This window comes from Alistipes muris, assembly GCF_943193205.1.
Taxonomy (GTDB): domain Bacteria; phylum Bacteroidota; class Bacteroidia; order Bacteroidales; family Rikenellaceae; genus Alistipes; species Alistipes muris.
The window spans coordinates 90,433-112,704 of the sequence record NZ_CALPDD010000004.1 but is presented as its reverse complement, the minus strand read 5'-3'; the positions used below and the strand labels follow the sequence as shown (position 1 = coordinate 112,704).

The window sequence follows — 22,272 nt, the reverse complement described above, 5'->3', positions numbered from 1 at the left end:
TAAACAATGAAAAACATAGTTAGATACGCGCTGCTTTTCGCCCTTGCTGGCGGAGCCGCGCTTTTCACCGGCTGCCGTGCCGACGAGGAGGTCGGTTTGGCGGGTTATCCCCAAACTCCGGTCGGTGCGACGATTTCGGGCACTTCGGACCGGGTAGCCGTTTCCAAGGCTACCTACGATGGCGACGGGGCGTTGAATGTGGAAGGTTCGCTTTCGGGCGAATATACCATCGCCCTGGCGCAGGCCAGCCCCGAGGACGTCACCGTCCGCGTGGAGCCCATCATCGCCAATGTGCCTGCCGAGTTGGTCGAAATCAGCGCCAGCGAGCTGGTGATTCCGGCTGGCAGCAGAACGGCTTCCGTCTCGGTGACGATAACCGAGGAGGATTACGGTTTCATGGACAACGTACCTCAGTCCGTCACTTACGAACTGGGCGTGCGCGTGGTCGAGGCCCGAGGTTCGCAGGTTCCTGTGGTTGACGGCGAGGCCAAGATGGTCATCGAAAAGGAGGCTTATATGGCTGCCGCATCGCTGGTGGGTATCGCTGGCAATGAATTGGTCATCACTCGCAATTATGTCGACGGTCAGATTCTGGACGAAGACCCGATGACCTGCGAAGTGAAGGTCGTGACGGACCGTCCCGTGTTGGAGGATACGAAGTTCGTCGTCAAGTCGGCGGGTATTCCCGAGGGGTTCGCCGATGACGAGAGCTTCTCGCCCGCAGCCGAGGTGACGATTTTGGCCGGGGAGAAAGAGTCTTCGGCAACGACATGGACGCTTGCCAACGATTTTCTCGAAGTCGACGACGTACTCGGTACTTTCCCGATGCAGCTCTCGATTGAGATGGTCGGCGAATCGGCTACTGCCGTCGTCGACCCGGAGGACGCCGGGGTAGCGATTCAAATCGTGAAGATGTCCGATTTGGTGAAGTTCCTGGACAAGGCCGATCCATCGTGGACGAAGTTACCTACGGACGGTTGGACGGTGGAATCCAATGGTAAGTCTTATGACGGCTACGACGTCAATACGCTTCTCTTTGACGGGTCGACCAGTTCCGAGATTTCCGGAAATCCGCGGCTGGAAATCATCATCGACATGAAAGTGTCGCAGAAGGTGGTCGGATTCAGTGTTACGTGCTGGGGGAACTTTGCCTTTATGGGCAAGTCTTTCGAGTGTTCGACGTCGGAAGACGGCGAGAACTGGAAGTTGCATGGCGAACTGATGATAGCGGATGCGCCTAACCACGAGTATGGCGATACCAACTATGTTCAGCTCACTCCCTGCAATGCGCGTTATGTCAAGTGGGTCGGAGTTGCGGATGAAAACTCTTACGGTGTCGACATTTCGGAATTCTATATCTACGGCAAGAACTGACGCTGAAAGTCGGTTCTGAATAGGGCCGGGGGCTCCGCACGTCTGTTGCGGGGCCTCCGCTTTTTCGCGCCGCCGATTCGCGGCCGTGAATTGTGAATAACTTGTCGATAGAATCCGCCGGGGGGTGGTTGCGGGTGCGGCCGGAAAGCGCTACTTTTGTAACGTTGTATTCCGGCCCGGCGCCGGATTCCGCATACGCAATGATTGTTTTCGACCATAACGGGCCGGTGGGCCGCAGACGACGCCGCGAGGGCGCCGGGGCTTTGTCGCCGCACCTGCAATGCGTTTGCGGCGTTCGTTCGCGGGAGCGGCATGCGGCCGCATACATAATAAAAGGATAGATAAGAACCGCCATGACATAGAGTGCCGTGGCGGTTCGCTTTTGGGCTCTGTAAAAAAATTGATGAAGAAGATGGAAACAGCGGTCAGAGTGGGCGTGATCATGGGTTCGGCGAGCGATTACGAGGTGATGGCCGAGGCCGTGCGCACGCTCGGGGAGTTCGGCGTCGGGCTCGAAAAGCGGGTCGTCAGCGCCCACCGTACGCCCGATTTGTTGTGCGAGTATGCCAAGACGGCGCGCGGGCGCGGTATCCGGGTCATCATCGCCGGGGCCGGGGGCGCGGCCCATCTGCCGGGCATGGTGGCGTCGATGACGACGCTTCCGGTGGTGGGCGTTCCCGTCAAGTCGCGGGCGCTCAGCGGGCTGGATTCGCTGCTTTCCATCGTGCAGATGCCTGCCGGGGTTCCGGTGGCCACGACCGCCATCAACGGGGCGAAGAACGCCGCTCTGATAGCCGTTTCGATACTGGCCTTGCAGGACGGGGAGCTTGCCGCGCGGCTCGACGCGTTCCGCGCCAAGCAGACCGCCGACGTGCTGAAAGCCGAATTGTAGGATGAAGACCATCGGCATCATAGGGGGCGGCCAGTTGGGGCTGATGCTTGCGCAGGAGGCGCGCAGGCTCGGGGTGCGCACCGTGGCGCTCGACCCGGCGGCCGATGCGCCCGCCTTTGCGGCGTGCGACGGCCGGATTGTGGCGGCCTACGACGACGCGGCGGCCTTGGAGGAGCTGTGCCGCCAATGCGACGCCGTGACCTACGAATTCGAGAACGTGCCGGGCGAGGTGCTGATACCCCTGGCCGAACGATACAACATCCCGCAGGGATTCAGGCCTTTGTACGATTCGCAGGACCGCCTGCGCGAGAAGCGGAACGCCCGCGCCCACGGATTCGACACCCCCGACTTTGCGGCGGTGGACGACGAGCAATCGCTGCGCGATGCCGTGGCGCAGGTGGGTTATCCCTGCGTGCTGAAAACCCGGACGCTGGGCTACGACGGCCACGGACAGGCCGTGCTGCGGTCGGAGGAGGACCTGGCCAAGGCGCTGCCGCTGCTGGCCGTGCCGTGTATCCTGGAAGCGTTCGTCGATTTCGACTACGAGGCCAGTTTGGTCATGGTGGCGGACGGTGAAAAGGTGGTGACTTTCCCCGTCGGGCGCAACATCCACCGCGACGGCATTCTCGACCTTTGCTGCGTTCCGGCCCAGGAGCTTTCGCCCGAGTTGGAGCAGCGCATGCGCCGGACCGGAGAAAGTTTCATGCGGGCGTGCGGCTATACCGGGATTCTGGCCGTCGAACTCTTCGTGAAAGGCGACCGCTTTTGGTTCAACGAGATGGCGCCGCGTCCCCACAACTCGGGCCATTGGACCATCGAGGGGTGCACGACCAACCAGTTCCGCGAGTTGGTGCGCTACCTGGCGGGTCTTCCGTTGGAGGAGCCGCGGCTGCAGGCGCCGACGGTCATGAAGAACATTTTGGGCCGCGACCTCGAAGCCGCCGAACGGCTGGCGGCCGAGCGGCACGACGGGGTCTTCGTCCACCTCTACGGCAAGAGCGAGAGCCGCCCCGAACGCAAGATGGGCCATGTGACGTTCGTGGGGACCGATGCGGCGGACTACGCAGCCCGCTGGGCCGGAAAATTCGTCCAATAGAAAAACAGCCATAATGAAAAACTACCGTATTTTCGTCGAGAAACTGCCCCGCTTCCGGGTCGAAGCCGAGAGCCTGCGGCGCGAACTGAATGCCGATCTGGGGCTGTCGCTCCGCACGCTGCGGCTGCTGAACGTCTACGACCTGTTCGGCTTCAGCGCGGAGCTGCTCGAAAAAAGCCGCTATGCCGTCTTCGGCGAGGTGGTCACCGACACCGTGAGCGAGGAGTGCGACCTGAGCGGCCACAAGTATATCGCCGTCGAGTTCCTGCCCGGGCAGTTCGACCAGCGGGCTGCGTCGGCGGTCGACTGCGTGCGGCTGATCGACCCTTCGGCCGACGTGCGCATCCGTTCGTCGAAGCTGCTGCTGTTCGATGCCGACGTGAGCGACGCCGAGTTGGCGAAAGTCCGCCGTTATTATATCAATGCCGTCGAATCGCGCGAAAAGGACCTCGCCGTGCTCAGCGACATGGAGCAGGCCGAGGTCAGGCCGGTCGAAGTGCTGGAGGGCTTCCGCGCCATGGAGGACGCCGACTTGCAGCCTTATTGCAAGCGGCACGGGCTCGCCATGAACGCCGACGACCTGCGCGAGGTGGTGCGCTACTTCCGCGGCGAGGGGCGCGACCCCTACGAGACCGAACTGCGGATTCTGGATACTTACTGGAGCGACCATTGCCGCCACACGACTTTCACGACCGAGCTCACGGGCATCACGGTCGAAGAATCGTTCCTCAAGGAGGAAATCGAGGATTCGCTGGCTCTGTACCTGCGCATCCGCCGCGAGTTGGGGCGCGAGCACAAGAGCCTCTGCCTGATGGACATGGCGACCATCGGTGCGCGCTATCTGCGCCAGCAGGGGTTGCTGGACGACATGGAGGTGAGCGACGAGAACAACGCCTGCTCGGTCTATGTCGACGTGGATGTCGACGGGAAGACCGAGCGCTGGCTCTTGCAGTTCAAGAACGAAACCCACAACCATCCCACCGAAATCGAGCCTTTCGGCGGTGCTTCGACCTGCCTGGGCGGCGCCATCCGCGACCCGCTGTCGGGCCGCAGCTACGTCTATCAGGCCATGCGGGTGACCGGCGCGGGCAACATCTACCGAAAGGTGAGCGACACGCTTCCGGGCAAGCTGCCGCAGAGTGTCATTTCGCGCAAGGCCGCCGCGGGCTATTCGAGCTACGGCAACCAGATCGGCCTGGCGACGACCCACGTCCGCGAAATCTACCACGACGGTTACGTGGCCAAGCGTCTCGAAGTCGGGGCCGTGGTCGGGGCCGTCAAGGCCGGGAACGTGCGCCGCGAAAAGCCTGCGCCGGGCGATAGAATCATCATGCTCGGCGGCCGCACGGGGCGCGACGGCATCGGCGGTGCGACGGGTTCTTCCAAGGAGCACGATTCGCATTCGCTCGAAACGTGCGGCAGCGAGGTCCAGAAAGGCAATGCCCCCGAGGAGCGCAAGCTGGAGCGGCTGTTCCGCCGTCCGGAGGTGACGCGCCTTATCAAGAAGTCGAACGACTTCGGCGCAGGCGGCGTGAGCGTGGCCATCGGCGAGCTGGCCGACGGGCTGGACATCTACCTCGACCGCGTCAGGACCAAATACAGCGGGCTGAATTCCACCGAGCTGGCCATCAGCGAATCGCAGGAGCGCATGGCGGTGGTCGTCGAAGCCGGGGACGCCGCCGCGTTCATGGATTACTGCCGCGAGGAGAACATCGAGGCGGTCGAGGTGGCCGACGTCACCGACACGGCCCGGATGCGGATGTTCAACGGCGGCCGCATGGTGGCCGACCTGAGCCGCGAGTTCATCGACTCGGCGGGTGCGGCCCATTTTGCCGAGGCGCAGATCGGGGCGGTGGCCGACGGCGATCCCTTTGCGCGCCCCATCGCCGGGGCGGACTTCGCCGAGCGCTTCGCCAACAACCTCCGGGAGGACAATGTCCTTTCGCAGCGCGGGCTCATCGAGATGTTCGATTCGTCCATCGGCCGTTCGACGGTGCTGATGCCTTTCGGCGGACGCACGCAGCGCAGCGAGACGCAGGTTTCGGTCCAGAAGCTCCCGGTCGACGGGTTCACCCGCACGGCCAGCGTCATGGCTTTCGGCTACAATCCCTGCGTGGCTTCGTGGAGCCCTTACCACGGCGCGGCCTATGCCGTGGTCGAGGCGGCCGCCAAGGTCGTGGCCGCGGGCGCGCGGTTCGACCGGATGCGTTATTCGTACCAGGAGTATTTCGAGCGTATGACCTCCGACCCCCGTTCGTGGGGTAAGCCGCTCGCGGCGCTGCTCGGCGCCCTGCGGATGCAGGTCGAACTGGGCCTGCCTTCCATCGGCGGCAAGGATTCGATGTCGGGTACGTTCCAGGACATCAACGTGCCGCCCATGCTCATGGCGTTCGGCATCACGACGGTCGACGCCGCGACGGTCGTTTCGACCGACTTCAAGCGCCCGGGCAACAACCTCTATCTGATACGCCACACTCCGCGCGAAAACCGGATGCCCGACACCGCGCAGCTCCGGCGTAACTTCACGTTCGTCTCCGACCGCATCGAGGCCGGGCAAATCGTGTCGGCGTGGGCCGTGGGCTTCGGCGGCGTGGCCGAGGGATTGGCCAAGATGGCGTTCGGTAACGAAGTGGGCGCCCGCGCGACGATGGACGAGCGGGAGTTGTTCGGCTATGCCTACGGTTCGATTCTGGTAGAATGCGAGGGCGAGCTGGATTTCCCGGCTGCCGAGCTCCTCGGCCAGACCGTGGACGACCCGGCGCTGACGGTCAACGGGGTGCGGATGCCGCTCGACGCTCTCTACCGCGCCAACACCGAGCGTTTCGCGACGGTTTATCCCGACAAGGGCGACAACCGGGCCGAACTGATGGACGCGGCGCCCCGCACGGGAGTTTGCACCTATCCGGGCGAAGCGGTCGAGCACCCGCGGGTTTGCCTGCCCGTGTTCCCCGGTACGAACTGCGACTACGACACGGCCAAGGCCTTCCGCCGGGCGGGTGCCGAAGTGGAGACCAGCGTGCTGTGCAACCTCGGGGGCGATGACATCCTGCGTTCGATAGCCCGGCTGCGCGAGTGTATCGACCGCTGCCACATTTTGGTGCTGAGCGGCGGTTTCTCGGCGGGCGACGAACCCGACGGAAGTGCCAAGTTCATTGTCAACGTGTTGAACAACAAGGATATTCGCGATGCGGTCCATGCGCTGCTCGACCGCGGCGGCCTGATTCTGGGCATCTGCAACGGTTTCCAGGCGCTGGTCAAGTCGGGTCTGCTGCCTTACGGCCGTTTGGGCATGGTCACGTGCGAATCGCCGACCCTGTTCCGCAACGACATCAACCGCCATATTTCGCAGATGGTCACCACGCGGGTGGCTTCGGCCGCTTCGCCGTGGCTGGCGGGCTTCGAGCCGGGCGATTTGCACACCGTCGCGGTGAGCCACGGCGAGGGCAAGTTCGTGGTGAGCGAGAAGCTGGCCCGCGAACTTTTCGACGCCGGGCAGGTGGCGTTCCAGTACGTCGGGCCGGACGGACGGCCCACGACCGAGGCGCCGTGGAATCCCAACGGTTCGTCCTATGCCATCGAGGGCATCACCTCGCGCGACGGCCGCATATTGGGCAAGATGGGCCACACCGAACGCTGGGAGGAGCACCTCTTCAAGAACATCGAGGGCAACAAGCGGCAGGACCTGTTCGGCAATGCCGTAGGCTATTTCAGAAAAGTGAAAAGTGAAAAGTGAAAAGTGAAAAGTGAAAAGTGAAAGGTGAAAAGCGCCTTTCCGCATGCGAAAACGATAGAGACCAAAAACATCATAATCATGAAACAACTCGAAATGCTCTACGAGGGCAAGGCAAAGCAGGTTTTTCTGACCGACGACCCGGACAAAATCATCATCCACTACAAGGATGCGGCCACTGCGTTCAACAACGTCAAGAAAGCGACCATCGAGAACAAGGGGGTGCTGAACAACGCCATTTCGACCTTGATTTTCAAGGAGCTGCACAAGGCCGGTGTCAAGACCCACTACGTCGGGACGCTCAACGACCGCGACCAGGTGTGCCGCAAGGTGACGATCATCCCGTTGGAAGTCATCGTGCGCAACGTCATCGCCGGGTCGATGGCCCAGCGCCTGGGCATCGAGGAGGGGACCGAGCCCTCGAACGTCATCTTCGACATCTGCTACAAGAAGGACGAGCTGGGCGACCCGCTCATCAACGACCACCACGCCGTGGCGCTGGGTGCCGCGACCTACGGGGAGCTCGATACGATTTATAAGATGACGGCCAAAATCAACGAGGTGCTCAAGGGTTTGTTCGCCCAGATGAACATCCGCCTCATCGACTTCAAGATCGAGTTCGGCAAGACTTCCGACGGCGAAATCGTGCTGGCCGACGAAGTGTCGCCCGACACCTGCCGTCTGTGGGACGCCACGACCAACGAGAAGCTCGACAAGGACCGTTTCCGCCGCGACTTAGGCAAGGTGCGCGAGGCTTACGAGGAGATTCTGGCCCGGTTGCGTAAAATCACGGCTTAGGGATGATGCGGCGCTTCAGCGACAGGGAATTGCACGAGGAGTGCGGCGTCTTCGGGGTCTACGGCGTGCCCGGGGCTTCGACGCTCGCTTACTACGGGCTGCACGCCTTGCAGCATCGTGGGCAGGAGGGCTGCGGCATCGTCAGCGTCGACGAGGACGGCAAGCTCCGCCGCATCAAGGGCGAGGGGTTGGTGACCGAGGTCTTCAAGGAGCCCGGTTTGGCCACCCTCACGGGCAGCATGGCCATCGGCCACGTGCGTTATTCGACGGCGGGCGGCGGCGGAATCGAGAACGTGCAGCCTTTCATGTTCCGCCACAACACGGGCGATTTCGCGTTGGCCCATAACGGCAACATCGTCAATTCCAAACAGGTTCGCGATTATCTGGAGAACCGGGGCAGCCTTTTCCAGTCCTCGTCCGACAGCGAGGTGCTGGCCCACCTCATCAAGAAGGAGACCAAGTTCCACGACCGGCCGCGCATCTATTCGATCATCGACGCGCTCAACATGCTGGAGGGGGCTTTCGCTTTCGTCATCATGACGGCCCACCGCATCTACGCCTGCCGCGACAAGCACGGCCTGCGGCCGCTCTCCATCGGGCGGTTGGGCGACGGGTATGTCGTTTCGAGCGAGACCTGCGCGTTCGACGTGCTGGGCGCGGAGTTCGTGCGCGACGTCGAGCCGGGCGAAATCGTGACCATTGATTCGCACGGCCTGCGTTCGGCCGATTATTCGCAGTACAAGCGGCGTCAGATGTGCGCCATGGAGTATATCTATTTTGCGCGTCCCGACAGCGACATCGAGGGCTGCAACGTCCACGCCTACCGCAAGGAGTCGGGGCGCCTGCTTTTCGAGGAAGCCCCCGTTTCGGCCGACATCGTCGTCGGGGTGCCCGATTCGAGTCTCAGCGCCGCGATGGGCTACGCCGAAGCGAGCGGCCTGCCCTACGAAATGGGTTTGATAAAGAACAAGTATATCGCCCGCACCTTCATCCAGCCCTCGCAGGCTATGCGCGAAAAGGGGGTGCGGATGAAGCTCTCGGCCGTGCGTTCCATCGTGCGGGGCAAGCGGGTGGTGCTCATCGACGATTCCATCGTGCGGGGTACGACTTCGCGGCGCATCGTCGGCATGCTGCGCGAGGCGGGTGCTGCGGAGGTGCATGTGCGCATCGCGTCGCCCCCGATGACCGACCCGTGTTTCTACGGGGTGGACACCTCCACTTACGATGAATTGATTTCGGCCCGGCTCGACGTCGAGGGCGTGCGCCGCGAAATCGGGTGCGACACGCTGGCTTTCCTCTCCGAAAAGGCGCTCTATGCGGCGGGCGGGCGTTGCGAACTCTGCACGGCCTGCTTCACGGGGCGTTATCCGACAGCGCTTTACACCGCGCGCGAGGAGGCCAACAAGGACGGCAAGTTCTGAAATTAAAAATGAAAAATTAAGAATTAAAAATTATTCCTTTCCACGATGGCAGAAAGTTATGAAAAGGCGGGGGTCAACCTCGAAGCCGGATACGAAGTGGTGCGGCGCATCAAGAAGCACGTGGCGTCGACTTCGCGTTTGGGCGTGATGGGCAATATCGGAGCGTTCGGCGGGATGTTCGACCTCTCGGCGCTGCGGGTCGAGGAGCCTGTGCTGGTGAGCGGCACCGACGGCGTCGGCACCAAGCTCAAGTTGGCGTTCGCCATGGACAAGCACGATACCATCGGCATCGACGCCGTGGCCATGTGCGTCAACGACGTGTTGGCGCAGGGGGCCGAACCGTTGCTGTTCCTCGACTACGTGGCCGTGGGGTGCAACGAGCCCCGCAAAATCGAAGCTATCGTCGCCGGGGTCGCCGAGGGCTGCCGCCAGGCGGGTTGCGCCTTGGTGGGCGGCGAGACGGCCGAAATGCCGGGCATGTATGCCGACGGCGAGTACGACATCGCCGGGTTCACGGTCGGTGTGGTCGAGAAGAAGCGGTTGATCGACGGCTCGAAGGTCAAGGTCGGCGACGTGCTGGTGGGCGTGGCGTCGAGCGGCGTTCATTCCAACGGCTTCAGCTTGGTGCGTAAAATCGTGGCCGACAACGCATTGAATCTGCACGAAAGTTACCCAGAGCTCTCCGACCGTTTGCTGGGCGAGGTGTTGCTGACTCCCACGAAAATCTACGTCAAACAGGTGCTCGAAGTCATCCGCAGCTGCGACGTCCACGGCATCAGCCATATCACGGGCGGCGGCTTCGACGAGAACATCCCGCGCATCCTCCGCGAGGGGCAGGGCATCGAAATCGAGGAGGGTTCGTGGGAGATTCTGCCCGTGTTCCGCTTCCTCGAAAAGTACGGCAAGGTGCCCCACCGCGAGATGTTCAACATCTTCAACATGGGCATCGGCATGGTCATCGCGCTCGACGCCGCCGAGGCGCAGCGGGCCATCGGCATCCTCGCCGGGCAGGGCGAGCGGGCTGCGGTCATCGGACGCGTCACCGGCACCGAGGGTGTCGTCATCCGGTAGTCCATGCACCGGATCGCGGTTTTCGCCAGCGGCGAGGGGACCAATTTCGAGGCCATCGCCGGGGCGTGCGAGCGGGGCGTGCTGGACGCGTGCGTGGCGCTCTTGGTCTGCGACAGGCCCGGAGCCCGGGCGGTCGGACGGGCGGCGGCGCACGGGGTCGACACGTTCGTTTTCTCGCCGAAGGAGTATGCTTCGAAAGCGGATTACGAACGCGAAATCGTGGCGCGGCTCGATGCTGCCGGGGTCGAATTGGTTTGTCTGGCGGGTTACATGCGCATCGTGGGCGACACGCTGCTGGCGGCTTACGGCGGACGGATTATCAACGTTCACCCGTCGCTGCTCCCGGCGTTTCGCGGCGCCCATGCCATCGAGCAGGCATTGGAGTACGGCGTCAAGGTCTTCGGCGTGACGATCCACCGGGTCGACGCCACGCTCGACGGCGGGCCCATCCTCGCCCAGCGGGCGTTCGACTACGAGGGCGGCGACCTCGCCGAGTTGGAACGGCTGGTCCATGCCACGGAATACCCGCTTTATATTGAAACGATAGACAAAATATTGAACAACAAATAATTATGCGTACTTTAATCAGTGTTAGCGACAAGCGGGGCGTCGTGGAGTTCGCCCGGGGCCTGCGCGAGTTGGGCTGGGAGGTGATCGCCACGGGCGGAACAATGAAACTGCTGTGCGACAGCGGTGTGGAAGTGCTGAACATCAGCGAGGTGACGGGATTCCCCGAAATCTGCGACGGACGGGTCAAGACCCTCCATCCCAAGGTGCACGGCGGTCTGCTGGCGCGCCGCGACGACCCCGAGCATCTGCGGGCGCTGAAAGAGAACGGCATCGGGTTCATCGACATGGTCTGCGTCAACCTCTACCCGTTCCGCGAAACGATTGCCAAACCCGGCGTGAAGATGGAGGACGCCATCGAGAACATCGACATCGGGGGCCCCTCGATGCTGCGTTCGGCGGCCAAGAACTGGGCCGACGTGACGGTGGTGTGCGACCCCGACGATTATGCGCAGATTTTGAGCGAAATACGCGTTTCGGGCAATACCGATAGGGCTACGCGGCTGAAGCTCTCGGCCAAGGCCTACACCCACACGGCGCAGTACGACGCCATGATTGCGGCCTACATGCGGGCGCAGGCAGGGCTCGACGAGAAGCTGTTCCTCGAATTCGACCTCGTGCAGTCGCTGCGCTACGGCGAGAATCCCCACCAGTCGGCCAAGTTCTACCGCGAGGGCGAGCGGACGCCTTATTCGCTGGCTTTTGCGCGGCAACTCAACGGCAAGGAGTTGTCTTACAATAATATACAGGACGCCAATGCGGCGCTGTGCATCGTGCGCGAGTTCGACGTACCGTTCTGCGTCGGTCTCAAGCACATGAATCCCTGCGGCGCGGCTGTCGGCGCAGACGTGGCCGATGCGTGGACCAAGGCTTACGAGGCCGACAAGGTGTCGATTTTCGGCGGCATCGTCGCCACGAACCGCACCGTGACGCGCGAGGCGGCCGAGCTGATGAAGCCGGTTTTCCTCGAAATCATCATGGCGCCGAAGTTCGACGAGGGGGCGCTCGAAGTCCTCTGCGCCAAGAAGAACCTGCGTCTGTTGGAGGTCGATATGACGCCCGATGCCGGAGCGCCCAAGCAGTATGTCAGCGTCAACGGCGGGCTGCTCGTGCAGGAGCTCGACGTCGCGACGAAAGCCGTGACGGCCGACATGTGCGTCACGGAGCGGAAGCCGACGGCCGCACAGCTGGACGACCTCAATTTCGGCTGGCGCATCGTCAAGCATGTGAAATCCAACGCTATCGTGGTCGTGAAGGAGGGCCGCACCTTGGGTGTCGGCGCCGGCCAGATGAACCGCATCGGTTCGGCCGAAATCGCCCTGAAGCAGGCCCGGGCCGCCGGTTTCACCGAGGGGCTGGTGCTGGCTTCGGACGGTTTCTTCCCGTTCGACGACTGCGTGACCCTCGCGGCCGAATACGGCGTTGCGGCCATCGTCCAGCCGGGCGGTTCGGTGCGCGACGAAGATTCCGTCCGCAAGGCCGACGAAAAGGGAATCGCAATGTGCTTTGCGGGCGAACGCCATTTCAAACATTGAAAAGATGAAAGTTCTTGTAATCGGTTCGGGCGGCCGCGAGCACGCCATCGTCGATGCGCTGACGCGTTCGCCGCAGGTCGAAAAAATCTATTGCGCGCCCGGCAACGCGGGTATCGCCCGGCAGGCCGAGTGCGTGGCTGTCAAGGAGACCGACGTGGAGACCTTGCGCGACTTCGCCGTGGCGCAGGGCGTCGGGCTGACGGTCGTGGGGCCCGAGGTGTCGTTGGCGGCGGGCGTCGTCGATGCGTTCAAGGCCGCGGGACTGCGGATTTTCGGTCCGACGAAAGCGGCCGCGCGCATCGAATCGTCCAAGGAGTTCGCCAAGGAGCTGATGGCGAAATACGACATCCCGACTGCCGGGTTCCGGGCTTTCACCGACTATGCCGCGGCCCGCGACTACGTGGCCGGGCGGTCGTTTCCAGCCGTGCTCAAGTACGACGGATTGGCTGCCGGTAAGGGCGTGGTCATCGCACAGACGATGGAGGAGGCCGACGCCGCTCTGCGCGACATGCTGCTCGACGACAAGTTCGGCGAGGGCAAGGTGGTCGTCGAGGATTATCTGGAGGGTCCCGAGTTCTCGTTCATGTGTTTCGTCTCGGGCCGCCGGGTGTGGCCCATGGTGCTGGCGCAGGACCACAAGCGGGCCTACGACGGCGACTGCGGACCCAACACGGGCGGCATGGGGGCTTATTCGCCGCTGCCGTTCGTCACGGCCGAAGACGAAAAATTCGCGTTGGAGCGTATCATGCAGCCCGTGGCCGACGCGATGGCGGCCGAGGGATGCCCGTTCGAGGGGGTGCTCTACGGCGGGCTGATGAAGACGGCGCAGGGAATCAAGGTCATCGAGTTCAACGCCCGGTTCGGCGATCCCGAGACCGAAGTGGTGCTGCCGCGGCTGAAAAGCGACATCGTCGATATTTTCTGTGCCGTGGCCGAGGGGCGCGACGCCCGGTTGGAGTGGCACGGTTTTGCAACGCTGGGTATCGTGCTGGCGTCGAAAGGTTATCCCGGCGCCTATGAAAAGGGCCACGAAATCGGGGGGCTGGACGCTGTCGGCGGCACGGTCTACCACATGGGGACCAAGGCCGACGGCGACCGCGTGCTGACCGCCGGGGGCCGCGTGCTGTTCGTGGTGGGCCGGGGCAAGGACCTCGCCGAAGCGCGTGCGAACGCCCTGCGCGACGTGGCCCGTATCGACTGCGGGCACCTGTTCCACCGCACCGACATCGGCCATTGGGCGTTGGGGGAATGAAAACAAGTAACCGTTATTCTGAGGAGCCGTAGGCGACGAAGAATCTTCAAAATGCAATAGATTATGACAATCAGCGGAAAAGAACTTTCGGCCCGGCTCAAGGCCGACATGGCGGCGGAGGTGGCGGCTTTCCCGGCCCGATACGGGCGTGTGCCCCATCTGGCGGTCATCCTGGTGGGCGAGGACCCCGGCAGCGTGAGCTATGTGACAGGCAAGGCCAAGGCTTCGGCCGAGGTGGGCATCCGCAACACCACCGTCCGCAAGCCTGCGGACATCGCCGAGGAGGAACTGCTCGGCATCATCGCCGAGCTCAACGCCGATGCGGAGGTCGACGGCATTCTGGTGCAGCTTCCTCTCCCGAAACATATCAGCGAGGAGCGGGTCATCGCGGCCATCGACAAGACCAAGGACGTGGACGGTTTCCACCCGCTCAACGTGGCGGCGCTGTGGCAGAAACAGCCCTGCACGCTGCCTTGCACGCCCAAAGGAATCATCAAGATGCTCAAGGCCGCCGGGGTGGAGATCGCGGGCCGCGAGGCGGTGGTCATCGGCCGCAGCAACATCGTGGGACTGCCCGTGGCCAAGCTGCTGCTGGACGAAAACGCGACGGTGACTATCGCTCACAGCCGCACGCGCAACCTGGCGGAGGTGACCCGCCGCGCCGAAATCCTCGTCGTGGCTATCGGCCGCCCGAAGTTCGTCACGGCCGACATGGTGGCCGACGGCGCCGTGGTCATCGACGTGGGGGTCAACCGCGACCCGGAGACGGGCAAGCTGTGCGGCGACGTCGACTACGCCGCCATCGAGCCGAAAGCCTCCGTCATCACACCCGTGCCCGGCGGCGTGGGGCCGATGACCATCTGCTGCTTGATGGAAAATACCATCGAATGTTTCCTGCGCAAGCAGAAATAGCCGCTGCTAAAACGTTTTAGCAATCAGTCGAAAGAAAAGGCCCGGAGCACTCCGGGCCTTTTTCGTTGGGTGCGTCGGCGTTTCGCTCGCCATTGCCGGGGAATTCATGCGGGCCGAAAATGCGCTATGCGTGTTCCTGCTTGTAAGTGCAAATCAGCTGCTCGGGCAGGGGCGCAGCGGGGTTGCGCAGGCGGAGCATGGCGAGGTCGGCGGCGGGGTTGCCCGTGCCGAAGTCGAAGCCGTCGGGCGTGCGGAACGCTGCGGGCAGGGAGCCTGCGAATCCGAAGCGGCCGTAGAACCCGCGCAGCCACTCCCTGCCAGGGGTTGGGATGAGGAAAACGGCATCGTCGCCCTGCTCGTCGCATAGTTGCAGGGCCTGCTCCATCAGCTGCGACGCCAGCCCGCGGTTGCGGAATTCGGGGTCGGTGGCCACGCCGTAGATGTAGCTCGTGCGGCCCAGCTCGGTGTCGAACGGCAGGATATGGAGCATGGCGGCCGTGCGTCCTTCGCATTGGGCGGTGAGCATCCGGCTGCGGTCGTAATAGCGCATCAGAAAGGTGTCGACGAACTCGTCGCCGTCGCCGAAAACTTTCATCCACAACGTCTTGCATGCCGCTTCGTCGGGGTCGAGCCGGATGGCCGCGAACTTGTGCAGCAGTTCGGCCGGATGGTAGGAGAGCTTGGCGTGGCGGAGCCCCTCGATGCCGAGGTCCTCCTCGCGGTTGACGAGGGTGAATTGCGGGGGCAGGTGCTCGGCGAAAAGTTTGTTGATGACCGTGAAAGCCCCCTCGAACGCCGTGTCGGCCTTTTCGACGTGGGTGACGAACGTACGGTCGTTGACGGCCGAGCCATAGGTGAACGCCGCCAGCCGCTCGCCGACGTAGAGACACCCGCCGCGCAGGCCCAGTTCACTGAAATGGTCGAACGCCAGCTGCATGGCCCGCTGTTCGGCGCACAGCTCGGAGGCGTGGCCCTCGTGGGTCCGGCGCCACTGGCGTTCGAGGGTCATGCACTCGGCGAAACGGTCGGGCGTGAGCTCCTCGTAGCGGAAGTCGGGGCAGGTCGCTGTGAAGCGGTTGATGTGGTTGCGCTTGGGCTGATAGCGGCGGCCCGGCAGCTCGCGCAGTTCGTCGGCGCGGTAGATGTAGTCTTCGGACGCCCGGTCGGAGTGGAACGCGAATGCTCCGGGGCAGCTGCGGCGGAGCAGTTCGCGCCCCTGGTCGGTCAGCCCGATGAGCCGCAGCCGCTGTCCGAGGGCACGGGCATCGGCTTTCAGCGCCGGAACGATGCGGGTGAAGTCGCCCTCGCCGACGGGCTGCATGTAGCCGATGCGGGTGCCGCCGCCGATGTGGAACCGGACGACCAGAAACCCTTCGACCACGGCCCACGAACTGCGGTAGACCGTCTGCCAGCAGAACATGTTGGCGAAAGCGAGGTCGCAGTTGCGGATGTCCGACGGGAGGGTGAACCGCTCGATGGCCGCGCGGTCTTCGAGCCGGACGGGGCGGAACTCAATCATCGACGACGTAGCTTTTGCGTTCGATATGGGAGTAGTACTGCTGGACCAGTGCGCGGTAACGCTGCTGCATTGCACTTTCGGTGGGTGCGGGCGGGAGCGCGTCGTCGAACTCCACCGGACCGCGGTCGGTCCAGGCGCGGAACTGCCCGTCGTAGGAGAGGGCCCAGCGGGGACGGTCCGGCTCGCCGAGCAGGTCGCGCCCGAAAGCGAAATAAGGCTGATCGTTGCCGAGAAGCCCCAGGACCGTCGGCATGATGTCCAGCTGCTGGGTCACTTCGCCGATTTCGCCCTGCAAGGCACCGTCGGGGGTGTAGAGGAAGCCGACGATGTGGTGGCTGCCCGGGTATTCGCGGCTTTCGGGGGCGAACTTCTCCGACGAAACGTGGTCGGCTACGAAGACGAAAAGCGTGTTGCGGAACCACTTCTCGTGGCCGAAGCGGGCGAAGAAACGGCGGAAAGCCATGTCGTCGTAGGCGATTCCCTTGTGGATGCGGGTGTAACCCTCGGGCAGCGCCGTGGCATAGCGTTCGGGAACCACGAACGGGTGGTGGGCCGAGAGGGTGAAAAGGGTGGCGAAGAAAGGCTGTGCGACCGTCCGCAGTTCTTCGCCTGCGAACTGGAGGAATTCTTCGTCCCAGATGCCCCAGTAGCCGTCGAAGTCGTTCGTGCCGTGGGCCTTTTCGTAGTCTTCGCGGCTGACCAGCCGTTCGACCCCGGCCGAGCGGGCGTAGGCCCCGAAGCCCATCGAACCGCGTTCCGAACCGCAGAAGAAGAGGGTGGAATAGCCCTGCTCCGCGAGGATGGCGGGTAGCTGGCGGCTCCGGCCGAGCGCCTGCGGCATCAGCACGAAAGGCGTCTTGAACGAGGGGATGCTGCCCAGGACGGAGGGCATGGCCTGAATCGACCGCGTGCCGTTGGCATACATGCGGCGGAACGTCAGTCCGGAGCGCATGAGCGAATCGAGGAACGGCGTGAAACCCTGCTCGGGGCGGTCGGCGTAGAGGTCGGGCCGCAGGTGGGCCGAGTGCTCGGCCGACATGCTTTCGAGGATGAAAATTAGGACGTTGCGGCCGCGAAGCGCCCCGCGGAGGGTGTCGGCCGCGACGTTCCGCACCGAATCGGCGGCAGGCCGGTGCTCGGGCGAGAACAGCTCCTGCAGCCGCTCCTCGGAGAAATCCTTGCGATAGCGGACCTTGCCGCTGTGGCCGATGGTCCGCAGGAGGCAGAACGGGTTGCTCAGAATCAGGTTGGCCTTGCCCGGGTCGGGGGTGTAGAGGGTGGCATTGGAGAGGGTGATGGGCCGTGTGGCGCGCGTGACCCCTCCCCGGATGCCGGCTATCGAGAGCCCCGCGGCCAGGCAGAGGGTGACGGTGCTCAGCGTGTAGTAGCTCCAGCCGGGGTTGAGGATCGATTCGCAGCGGGTGCGGCGGCCGAAGCCGATGACCAGCAGGACGCCGAGCGCGAGGGCGGCGAGCAGCAGGGGCCAGTTTTCGCCCATGAACTTGAAAACCAGCAGGAGCGAGTTGTCGTTGTCGGCGAAAAGAAACTCGTCGGCCGTGATGCGCTTCTGCGTATAGTGGAAGTAGACGGCATCGGCCAGGTTGGCGGCGACGATCAGCACGAAATTGACGACGGTATAGTACCAGAACAGCATTTTCTGGTAGCGCGGGCCGCAGCAGAACTCAAACGGCAGCAGCGAGAGCACGACGAACAGCGCGTTGGCATAGAGCACCGACGCCGTGTCGAAAAGCAGCGCCCCGCGCAGCAGCGCCCCGACCTCCGGCCAGCCGATGGCGCCCAACTGCACGTGGTTGTAGGAGTAGAAAAGGAGGCGGCAGAGCCACAGCACGACGTAGAGCGTCAGGATGCGCCGCAGGAGCAGCGCCAGCGGAGTGTGGAGCAGACGTTGCATTATTCGCAGGCTTTGAGCGACATGTCGAGCGACTTGATCTGGTGGGTCAGCGCTCCGACCGAAATGAAATCGACGCCGCATTCGGCGTACTGGCGCAGGTTGTCGAGGGTGATGCCGCCGCTCGATTCGGTTTCGCAGCGTCCGGCCACCCTGCGCACGGCTTCGCGCGTCAACTCGGGCGAGAAGTTGTCGAACATGATGCGGTCGGCGCCCCCTGCGGCGAAGACCTCGTCGATGTCCTCTAAGGTGCGGACCTCGCACTCGATGGGAATCTGCTTGCCCTTGGCGGCGAGGTATTCGCGGGCGCCCTGGATGGCCTTGCGGATGCCGCCCGCGAAGTCGATGTGGTTGTCCTTGAGCAGCACCATGTCGAAAAGCCCCATGCGGTGGTTCTCGCCGCCGCCGATTTTGACAGCCATCTTGTCCAGCACGCGCATGCCGGGCGTGGTCTTGCGGGTGTCGAGGACCTTGGTGTGCAGTCCTTCGAGGCGTGCGACGTAGACGGCGGTCTGGGTGGCGACGCCGCTCATGCGCTGCATGATGTTCAGCAGGATGCGTTCGGCCTGCAAGAGCGAGCGCAGGCGCCCCGAGACGTAGAACGCCACGTCGCCGGGCTTCACACGGTCGCCGTCGCGGAGCAGCTGCTCGAACTTCACGCCGGGGTCGAGCCGCCGGAGCACCAGTTCGGCGATTTCGATGCCTGCGATGGTTCCCTCCTGCTTGCACAGCAGGCGCATGCGGCCGTGTTCGTCGGCCGGGATGCAGCAGAGCGACGTGTGGTCGCCGTCGCCGATGTCTTCCTTGATGCAGAGTTCGATCAACTCTTCGACGAAAGGTCTGTATTCGGGTTTCATGGTTGTTTGAATTGAATGTTCGGTTGTTGGCGGATGCGGTCTGCGCAAAGGGCAGGGTCGGTTATCGTGCGAGCAGTTTCCCTTGGTATTCAACGCGGTAGGCGCCCAGTTTGGGAACGTTGCACGAGAATGCGACGCGGCAGTCGATACCGTTGATGGAACCCTCGACGTTGGTGAGGGTGTAGGCGGGCAATGGTTGGTAGCTGAACCCTCCCCCGACTGCATTAGATAGGTAGACATCGGGAACGACGGTCGGAAGCAAGAACGAAAGCGCGGCCCCCTCGCCCGGGGTGTAGGGAACGTTGAAAAGACGCATATTGAAGGCGGGCATGGCGGCTGCAAAACGGGTGCCGTGCATGTAGAGGGTCAGTTTTTCGCTGCCGCCTGCGAACTCGAAGCGGGCGGAGCTGTCGGTGTAGGCTGTGCCGTCGGGGGCCGTGGCGACCGAGGTGCCGAGGAAATGGAGGTTGATGCCCGTCAGACTGCCGTCGACGATGGCGGTGTTTTCAGTAGCGAAGCGGATTTCGTCCGAATCGCTGTCGTTGCAGGCGCTCAATGTGAGAAGCGCGAAGGCGAACAGAAGGAACTTTTGCATATCGGTTTTGTTTTTAGTTGATGCGGATGGAGAGGGTGACGCCTAAGGTGCGGGGACGTCCGCGCTGGACGAACTCGTTGCCCATGGACTTGAACCAGAAGACGTCGTGGCGCGTGTCGGTGAGGTTGCGGCCCCAGAAATCGAGGGCATAGCGGCTGTGGCGCAGCGAAACCGAAGCGTCGGGCAGGAGGTAGAAATCCTGCCGCAGCGTGTTGGCTTCGTCCCAGCAAATGGGTCCCGTGCCGCGGACCCCGGCGTGAAGGACCACTTCGTGGAGCCAGCCGGCGCCCGTGGGAATGCTCCATTCGGCGCCCAAAGAGAGCGTGTGCCCGGGCGCGTAGGGGATGCGGTTGCCGCTGAAGTTGGAGTGTCCGTTGTCGTAGCGCACGAAACGGGCGTCGGTGTAGCCGTAGGCGGCGTCGAGCACCACGTTGCGGTGGGGCAGGATTTGGAGCGACAGCTCGCCGCCGAGCGAACGCGAGCGCCCGGCGTTGGTCATCATGCGCCCCGTGGAGCTGCCCGCGGGAAAGACGGTGAGCTGCTGGTCGCGGCAGAGAATCCAGAAAAGGGCGAAATCGCCCCGCAGGATGCCCTGGGCGCAGGAGAAGTGGCCGCCCAGCTCGAAATTCCAGCTTTTTTCGGGACGGTAGGACATGAGCCCGGGGTCGGTGTCGTCGACGCCCGAAGCCATTTGAGCCTTGAGCTTTTCTTGCAGAATGTCGGAGAAAAGCTGGGTGTTGAATCCGCCTGCCTTGTAGCCTTTGGCGATGGAGAAGTAGAGGTTGCGCACTTCGTCGAAGCTGTATAGAACGGTGGCTTTGGGCAGAAGTTGCAGGTAGGAACGCTTCAGGGTGCTGCGGTCGTCGATGGCGGCCGTGTGCTGTCCCGCAGGACCGCCCGAGATGCTGAGCGAATAGTCGAACTTCGCGCGGCTGCGGTAGTGCAGGCGGGTGTGCTCGAAGTCGGCCCGGATGCCGGCGGTGAGGGTCCAGCGGCCGAGCCGGAAGCTCGATTCGTGGTAGAGCGCGGCACCGAAAGCGGGATTGCGGAAATCCGACGAGAGCAGCAGCTCTTCGGCGTCGGTGTCGTAGCGGAAGACGGGGCCGGAGTTGGCGTTGCGCAGAATCAGCTCCTCGATGCCGTCGCGCTTGAAAAGCACGGGGGCGTCCATCGCCGAACGGCGGTAGAAGCCGAACAGCCCGGCGAGCCAGCGGTAACGCCCTTCGTCGCGCGAGCGGACGACGAGCTCTTGCGAAAACGTGTGCTCGGTGCGGGCCTGCCGGAGCGTGAAGTAGGAGAGGGGCAGGAAATCCTGGTCGAGCGTCATGGCGTCGTCGGAATAGTGGTAGGCGGTAATCGACGAGAGGGAGCAGCGGCCGGCCTCGAAGCGGAGGGTGAGCCCGTCACTGAGGGTCGTGCGGCGGTAGCCTGCGGGGTCGTTGTAGCGGATTTCGCCGGGGCGGATGACGGTCTGCCCGTCGCGCACGATTTCCGGACCGATGTAGGCGTAGGGATAGCCGCCCTGGTCGAGCAGCGAGAACGCCAGCGTGTTGTCGATGCGCAGCCCGTTTTTGCCGCGCCATTGCAGTTTGAAACGCCCGCCGCCCATCTGCTCACCGTCGCAGTTGCGGTCCGTGGCGAGGTTCGGGAAGAAACCGTCGGAACGGGTGTAGAAACCCGCAAGGGCGATGCCGAAGCTGTCGCCGAACTTGTGGTAGGTCGAAGCGCGCAGGCGCCATGTGTTGCCCGAGCCGTATTCGGCCGACAGGCGGGTGCCCTGGTAGGCGAGGGGCGAGCGGGTGTAGATATTGATGACGCCGCCCATCGTATTGCGGCCGTAGAGGGTCGACTGGGGGCCGCGCAGGATTTCGATCCGCTCGACGTCGGAGAGCTCGGTGTCGTAGCAGTCCTTGTTCATCACGGGCACGTTGTCGACGTTCATCCCCATGACGGGCTGGTCGATACGGGCCCCGAGCCCGCGGACGTAGACCGACGAGGTCATGCGCGAACCGTAGTCGGGGATGTGGAGGTTGGGCACCCGCTGCGAAAGGTGCTTCACGGCGCCGACGTGGCTGCCTTCGAGCACCCGGCTGCCGAGGATGGTGGCCGCGACGGGCTGCGAGCGGAGCACCGTGCCCTGCTTGATGGCCGTGACCTGCACCCTGTCGACCAGGATGGTCGTGTCGGCATCGGTGTGCCGGGCCGCCGCACGGGCAGTCGGCGGCAGGGCGGTGCAGAGCAGCAGCATGGTCGACAGCAGGCGCATCTTATTCGTGGTGGTAGGGTTCGTTGTTGAGGATAGTGAACGCGCGGTAAATCTGCTCGGCGAAGATGGCCCGCACGATTTGGTGCGAAAAAGTCATGCGTGAGAGCGAGAGCCGGGCGTCGGCGCGGGCGTAGACCTCGTCGGAAAAGCCGTAGGGGCCGCCGATGACCATGACCAGCCGCTTGACGCCGCTGTTCATCCGTTTCTGGAGCCAGCAGGCGAATTCGACGGAGCGCATCTCCTCGCCCCGCTCGTCCAGCAGAACCACGAAATCGCCCTCGGAGAGCTGGCGCAGGATGGCGGCGCCCTCGGCCGTGGATTGCTGGCGGGCCGTCAGTTTCTTGGTGTCGCGCACGTCGGGCAGGACCGTGAGCGAGAACTTGCAATAGTGGTTCACGCGCCGGGCGTACAGTTCCACCAGCGCGGCCACCTCCTGCGAGTCGGTTTTGCCTATGACGATCAGTTCTAAGGTCATTTC

The 22,272-nt window shown here is 63.5% G+C and carries 17 protein-coding genes; 11 read left to right on the top strand and 6 right to left on the bottom strand.

From position 1 onward, the window contains the following. The first annotated feature begins 6 nt into the window (after positions 1-6). From NFR47_RS03660 to folD, 11 genes are all read left to right on the top strand, one after another. Positions 7-1,374, top strand: a complete 1,368-nt coding sequence (locus tag NFR47_RS03660; protein ID WP_251214228.1) for a DUF4989 domain-containing protein — start codon at positions 7-9, stop codon at positions 1,372-1,374. Positions 1,375-1,786: 412 nt separating this feature from the next. Next, positions 1,787-2,266 carry a 5-(carboxyamino)imidazole ribonucleotide mutase gene (gene purE / locus NFR47_RS03655; protein WP_251214227.1) on the top strand — a complete coding sequence of 160 codons (480 nt, stop codon included), beginning with the start codon at positions 1,787-1,789 and terminating at the stop codon, positions 2,264-2,266. Between the two features lies 1 nt (position 2,267). Further along, the gene (purK, locus tag NFR47_RS03650) at positions 2,268-3,362 is read left to right on the top strand and encodes a 5-(carboxyamino)imidazole ribonucleotide synthase (protein WP_251214226.1); all 1,095 of its coding nucleotides are present in this window, start codon (positions 2,268-2,270) and stop codon (positions 3,360-3,362) included. A 13-nt stretch (positions 3,363-3,375) separates the two neighbouring features. After that, complete coding sequence (locus NFR47_RS03645; RefSeq protein ID WP_251214225.1) at positions 3,376-7,095, top strand: phosphoribosylformylglycinamidine synthase; 3,720 nt, start codon at positions 3,376-3,378, stop codon at positions 7,093-7,095. A 78-nt stretch (positions 7,096-7,173) separates the two neighbouring features. Beyond that, positions 7,174-7,890, top strand: coding sequence for a phosphoribosylaminoimidazolesuccinocarboxamide synthase (purC, locus tag NFR47_RS03640; protein WP_251214224.1), 717 nt, complete (start codon positions 7,174-7,176; stop codon positions 7,888-7,890). Between the two features lie 2 nt (positions 7,891-7,892). Beyond that, positions 7,893-9,311 (top strand): amidophosphoribosyltransferase, encoded by a 1,419-nt coding sequence (purF, locus tag NFR47_RS03635; RefSeq protein WP_251214223.1) that lies wholly within the window; start codon positions 7,893-7,895, stop codon positions 9,309-9,311. Positions 9,312-9,356: 45 nt separating this feature from the next. Then, positions 9,357-10,382: a phosphoribosylformylglycinamidine cyclo-ligase gene (gene purM / locus NFR47_RS03630; protein WP_251214222.1), complete on the top strand. Its 1,026-nt coding sequence runs from the start codon at positions 9,357-9,359 to the stop codon at positions 10,380-10,382. A 3-nt stretch (positions 10,383-10,385) separates the two neighbouring features. Next, a complete protein-coding gene (purN, locus tag NFR47_RS03625) occupies positions 10,386-10,952 on the top strand; it encodes a phosphoribosylglycinamide formyltransferase (RefSeq protein WP_251214221.1) in 567 nt (188 codons plus the stop codon). 2 nt (positions 10,953-10,954) lie between these two features. Continuing rightward, positions 10,955-12,484 carry a bifunctional phosphoribosylaminoimidazolecarboxamide formyltransferase/IMP cyclohydrolase gene (gene purH, locus NFR47_RS03620; RefSeq protein WP_251214220.1) on the top strand — a complete coding sequence of 510 codons (1,530 nt, stop codon included), beginning with the start codon at positions 10,955-10,957 and terminating at the stop codon, positions 12,482-12,484. 4 nt (positions 12,485-12,488) lie between these two features. Continuing rightward, the gene (purD, locus tag NFR47_RS03615) at positions 12,489-13,736 is read left to right on the top strand and encodes a phosphoribosylamine--glycine ligase (protein ID WP_251214219.1); all 1,248 of its coding nucleotides are present in this window, start codon (positions 12,489-12,491) and stop codon (positions 13,734-13,736) included. Positions 13,737-13,799: 63 nt separating this feature from the next. Next, positions 13,800-14,648, top strand: a complete 849-nt coding sequence (gene folD, locus NFR47_RS03610) for a bifunctional methylenetetrahydrofolate dehydrogenase/methenyltetrahydrofolate cyclohydrolase FolD (RefSeq protein WP_251214218.1) — start codon at positions 13,800-13,802, stop codon at positions 14,646-14,648. Between the two features lie 124 nt (positions 14,649-14,772). Here folD and NFR47_RS03605 read toward each other — a convergent pair whose 3' ends face one another. The 6 genes from NFR47_RS03605 to rlmH form a co-directional block, all read right to left on the bottom strand. Next, positions 14,773-16,167, bottom strand: a complete 1,395-nt coding sequence (locus tag NFR47_RS03605) for a GNAT family N-acetyltransferase (protein ID WP_251214217.1) — start codon at positions 16,165-16,167, stop codon at positions 14,773-14,775. Beyond that, positions 16,160-18,079: an LTA synthase family protein gene (locus NFR47_RS03600; protein WP_251214216.1), complete on the bottom strand. Its 1,920-nt coding sequence runs from the start codon at positions 18,077-18,079 to the stop codon at positions 16,160-16,162. The genes NFR47_RS03605 and NFR47_RS03600 overlap by 8 nt, the downstream gene beginning before the upstream one ends. Then, on the bottom strand, positions 18,079-18,933 hold the full coding sequence (gene nadC, locus NFR47_RS03595; protein ID WP_251214215.1) for a carboxylating nicotinate-nucleotide diphosphorylase: 855 nt from the start codon (positions 18,931-18,933) through the stop codon (positions 18,079-18,081). The genes NFR47_RS03600 and nadC overlap by 1 nt, the downstream gene beginning before the upstream one ends. A gap of 61 nt (positions 18,934-18,994) precedes the next feature. After that, entirely contained in the window at positions 18,995-19,528 is a 534-nt protein-coding gene (locus NFR47_RS03590; protein WP_251214214.1) for a lipoprotein, read from the bottom strand. A 13-nt stretch (positions 19,529-19,541) separates the two neighbouring features. Beyond that, positions 19,542-21,794: a TonB-dependent receptor gene (locus NFR47_RS03585; protein ID WP_251214213.1), complete on the bottom strand. Its 2,253-nt coding sequence runs from the start codon at positions 21,792-21,794 to the stop codon at positions 19,542-19,544. A gap of 1 nt (position 21,795) precedes the next feature. Then, positions 21,796-22,269 (bottom strand): 23S rRNA (pseudouridine(1915)-N(3))-methyltransferase RlmH, encoded by a 474-nt coding sequence (rlmH, locus tag NFR47_RS03580; RefSeq protein ID WP_251214212.1) that lies wholly within the window; start codon positions 22,267-22,269, stop codon positions 21,796-21,798. Positions 22,270-22,272 lie beyond the last annotated feature (3 nt).

Excerpts from the sequence above, each read along its gene's own strand:
- NFR47_RS03590 (WP_251214214.1), bottom strand. The coding sequence starts at position 19,528 with ATGCAAAAGTTCCTTCTGTTCGCCTTCGCGCTTCTCACATTGAGCGCC.
- purF (WP_251214223.1), top strand. The coding sequence starts at position 7,893 with ATGATGCGGCGCTTCAGCGACAGGGAATTGCACGAGGAGTGCGGCGTC.
- folD (WP_251214218.1), top strand. The coding sequence starts at position 13,800 with ATGACAATCAGCGGAAAAGAACTTTCGGCCCGGCTCAAGGCCGACATG.
- NFR47_RS03585 (WP_251214213.1), bottom strand. The coding sequence starts at position 21,794 with ATGCGCCTGCTGTCGACCATGCTGCTGCTCTGCACCGCCCTGCCGCCG.
- purC (WP_251214224.1), top strand. The coding sequence starts at position 7,174 with ATGAAACAACTCGAAATGCTCTACGAGGGCAAGGCAAAGCAGGTTTTT.
- NFR47_RS03645 (WP_251214225.1), top strand. The coding sequence starts at position 3,376 with ATGAAAAACTACCGTATTTTCGTCGAGAAACTGCCCCGCTTCCGGGTC.
- purN (WP_251214221.1), top strand. The coding sequence starts at position 10,386 with ATGCACCGGATCGCGGTTTTCGCCAGCGGCGAGGGGACCAATTTCGAG.
- purH (WP_251214220.1), top strand. The coding sequence starts at position 10,955 with ATGCGTACTTTAATCAGTGTTAGCGACAAGCGGGGCGTCGTGGAGTTC.
- NFR47_RS03660 (WP_251214228.1), top strand. The coding sequence starts at position 7 with ATGAAAAACATAGTTAGATACGCGCTGCTTTTCGCCCTTGCTGGCGGA.
- purD (WP_251214219.1), top strand. The coding sequence starts at position 12,489 with ATGAAAGTTCTTGTAATCGGTTCGGGCGGCCGCGAGCACGCCATCGTC.
- rlmH (WP_251214212.1), bottom strand. The coding sequence starts at position 22,269 with ATGACCTTAGAACTGATCGTCATAGGCAAAACCGACTCGCAGGAGGTG.
- purM (WP_251214222.1), top strand. The coding sequence starts at position 9,357 with ATGGCAGAAAGTTATGAAAAGGCGGGGGTCAACCTCGAAGCCGGATAC.
- NFR47_RS03605 (WP_251214217.1), bottom strand. The coding sequence starts at position 16,167 with ATGATTGAGTTCCGCCCCGTCCGGCTCGAAGACCGCGCGGCCATCGAG.
- NFR47_RS03600 (WP_251214216.1), bottom strand. The coding sequence starts at position 18,079 with ATGCAACGTCTGCTCCACACTCCGCTGGCGCTGCTCCTGCGGCGCATC.
- purE (WP_251214227.1), top strand. The coding sequence starts at position 1,787 with ATGGAAACAGCGGTCAGAGTGGGCGTGATCATGGGTTCGGCGAGCGAT.
- nadC (WP_251214215.1), bottom strand. The coding sequence starts at position 18,933 with ATGAAACCCGAATACAGACCTTTCGTCGAAGAGTTGATCGAACTCTGC.
- purK (WP_251214226.1), top strand. The coding sequence starts at position 2,268 with ATGAAGACCATCGGCATCATAGGGGGCGGCCAGTTGGGGCTGATGCTT.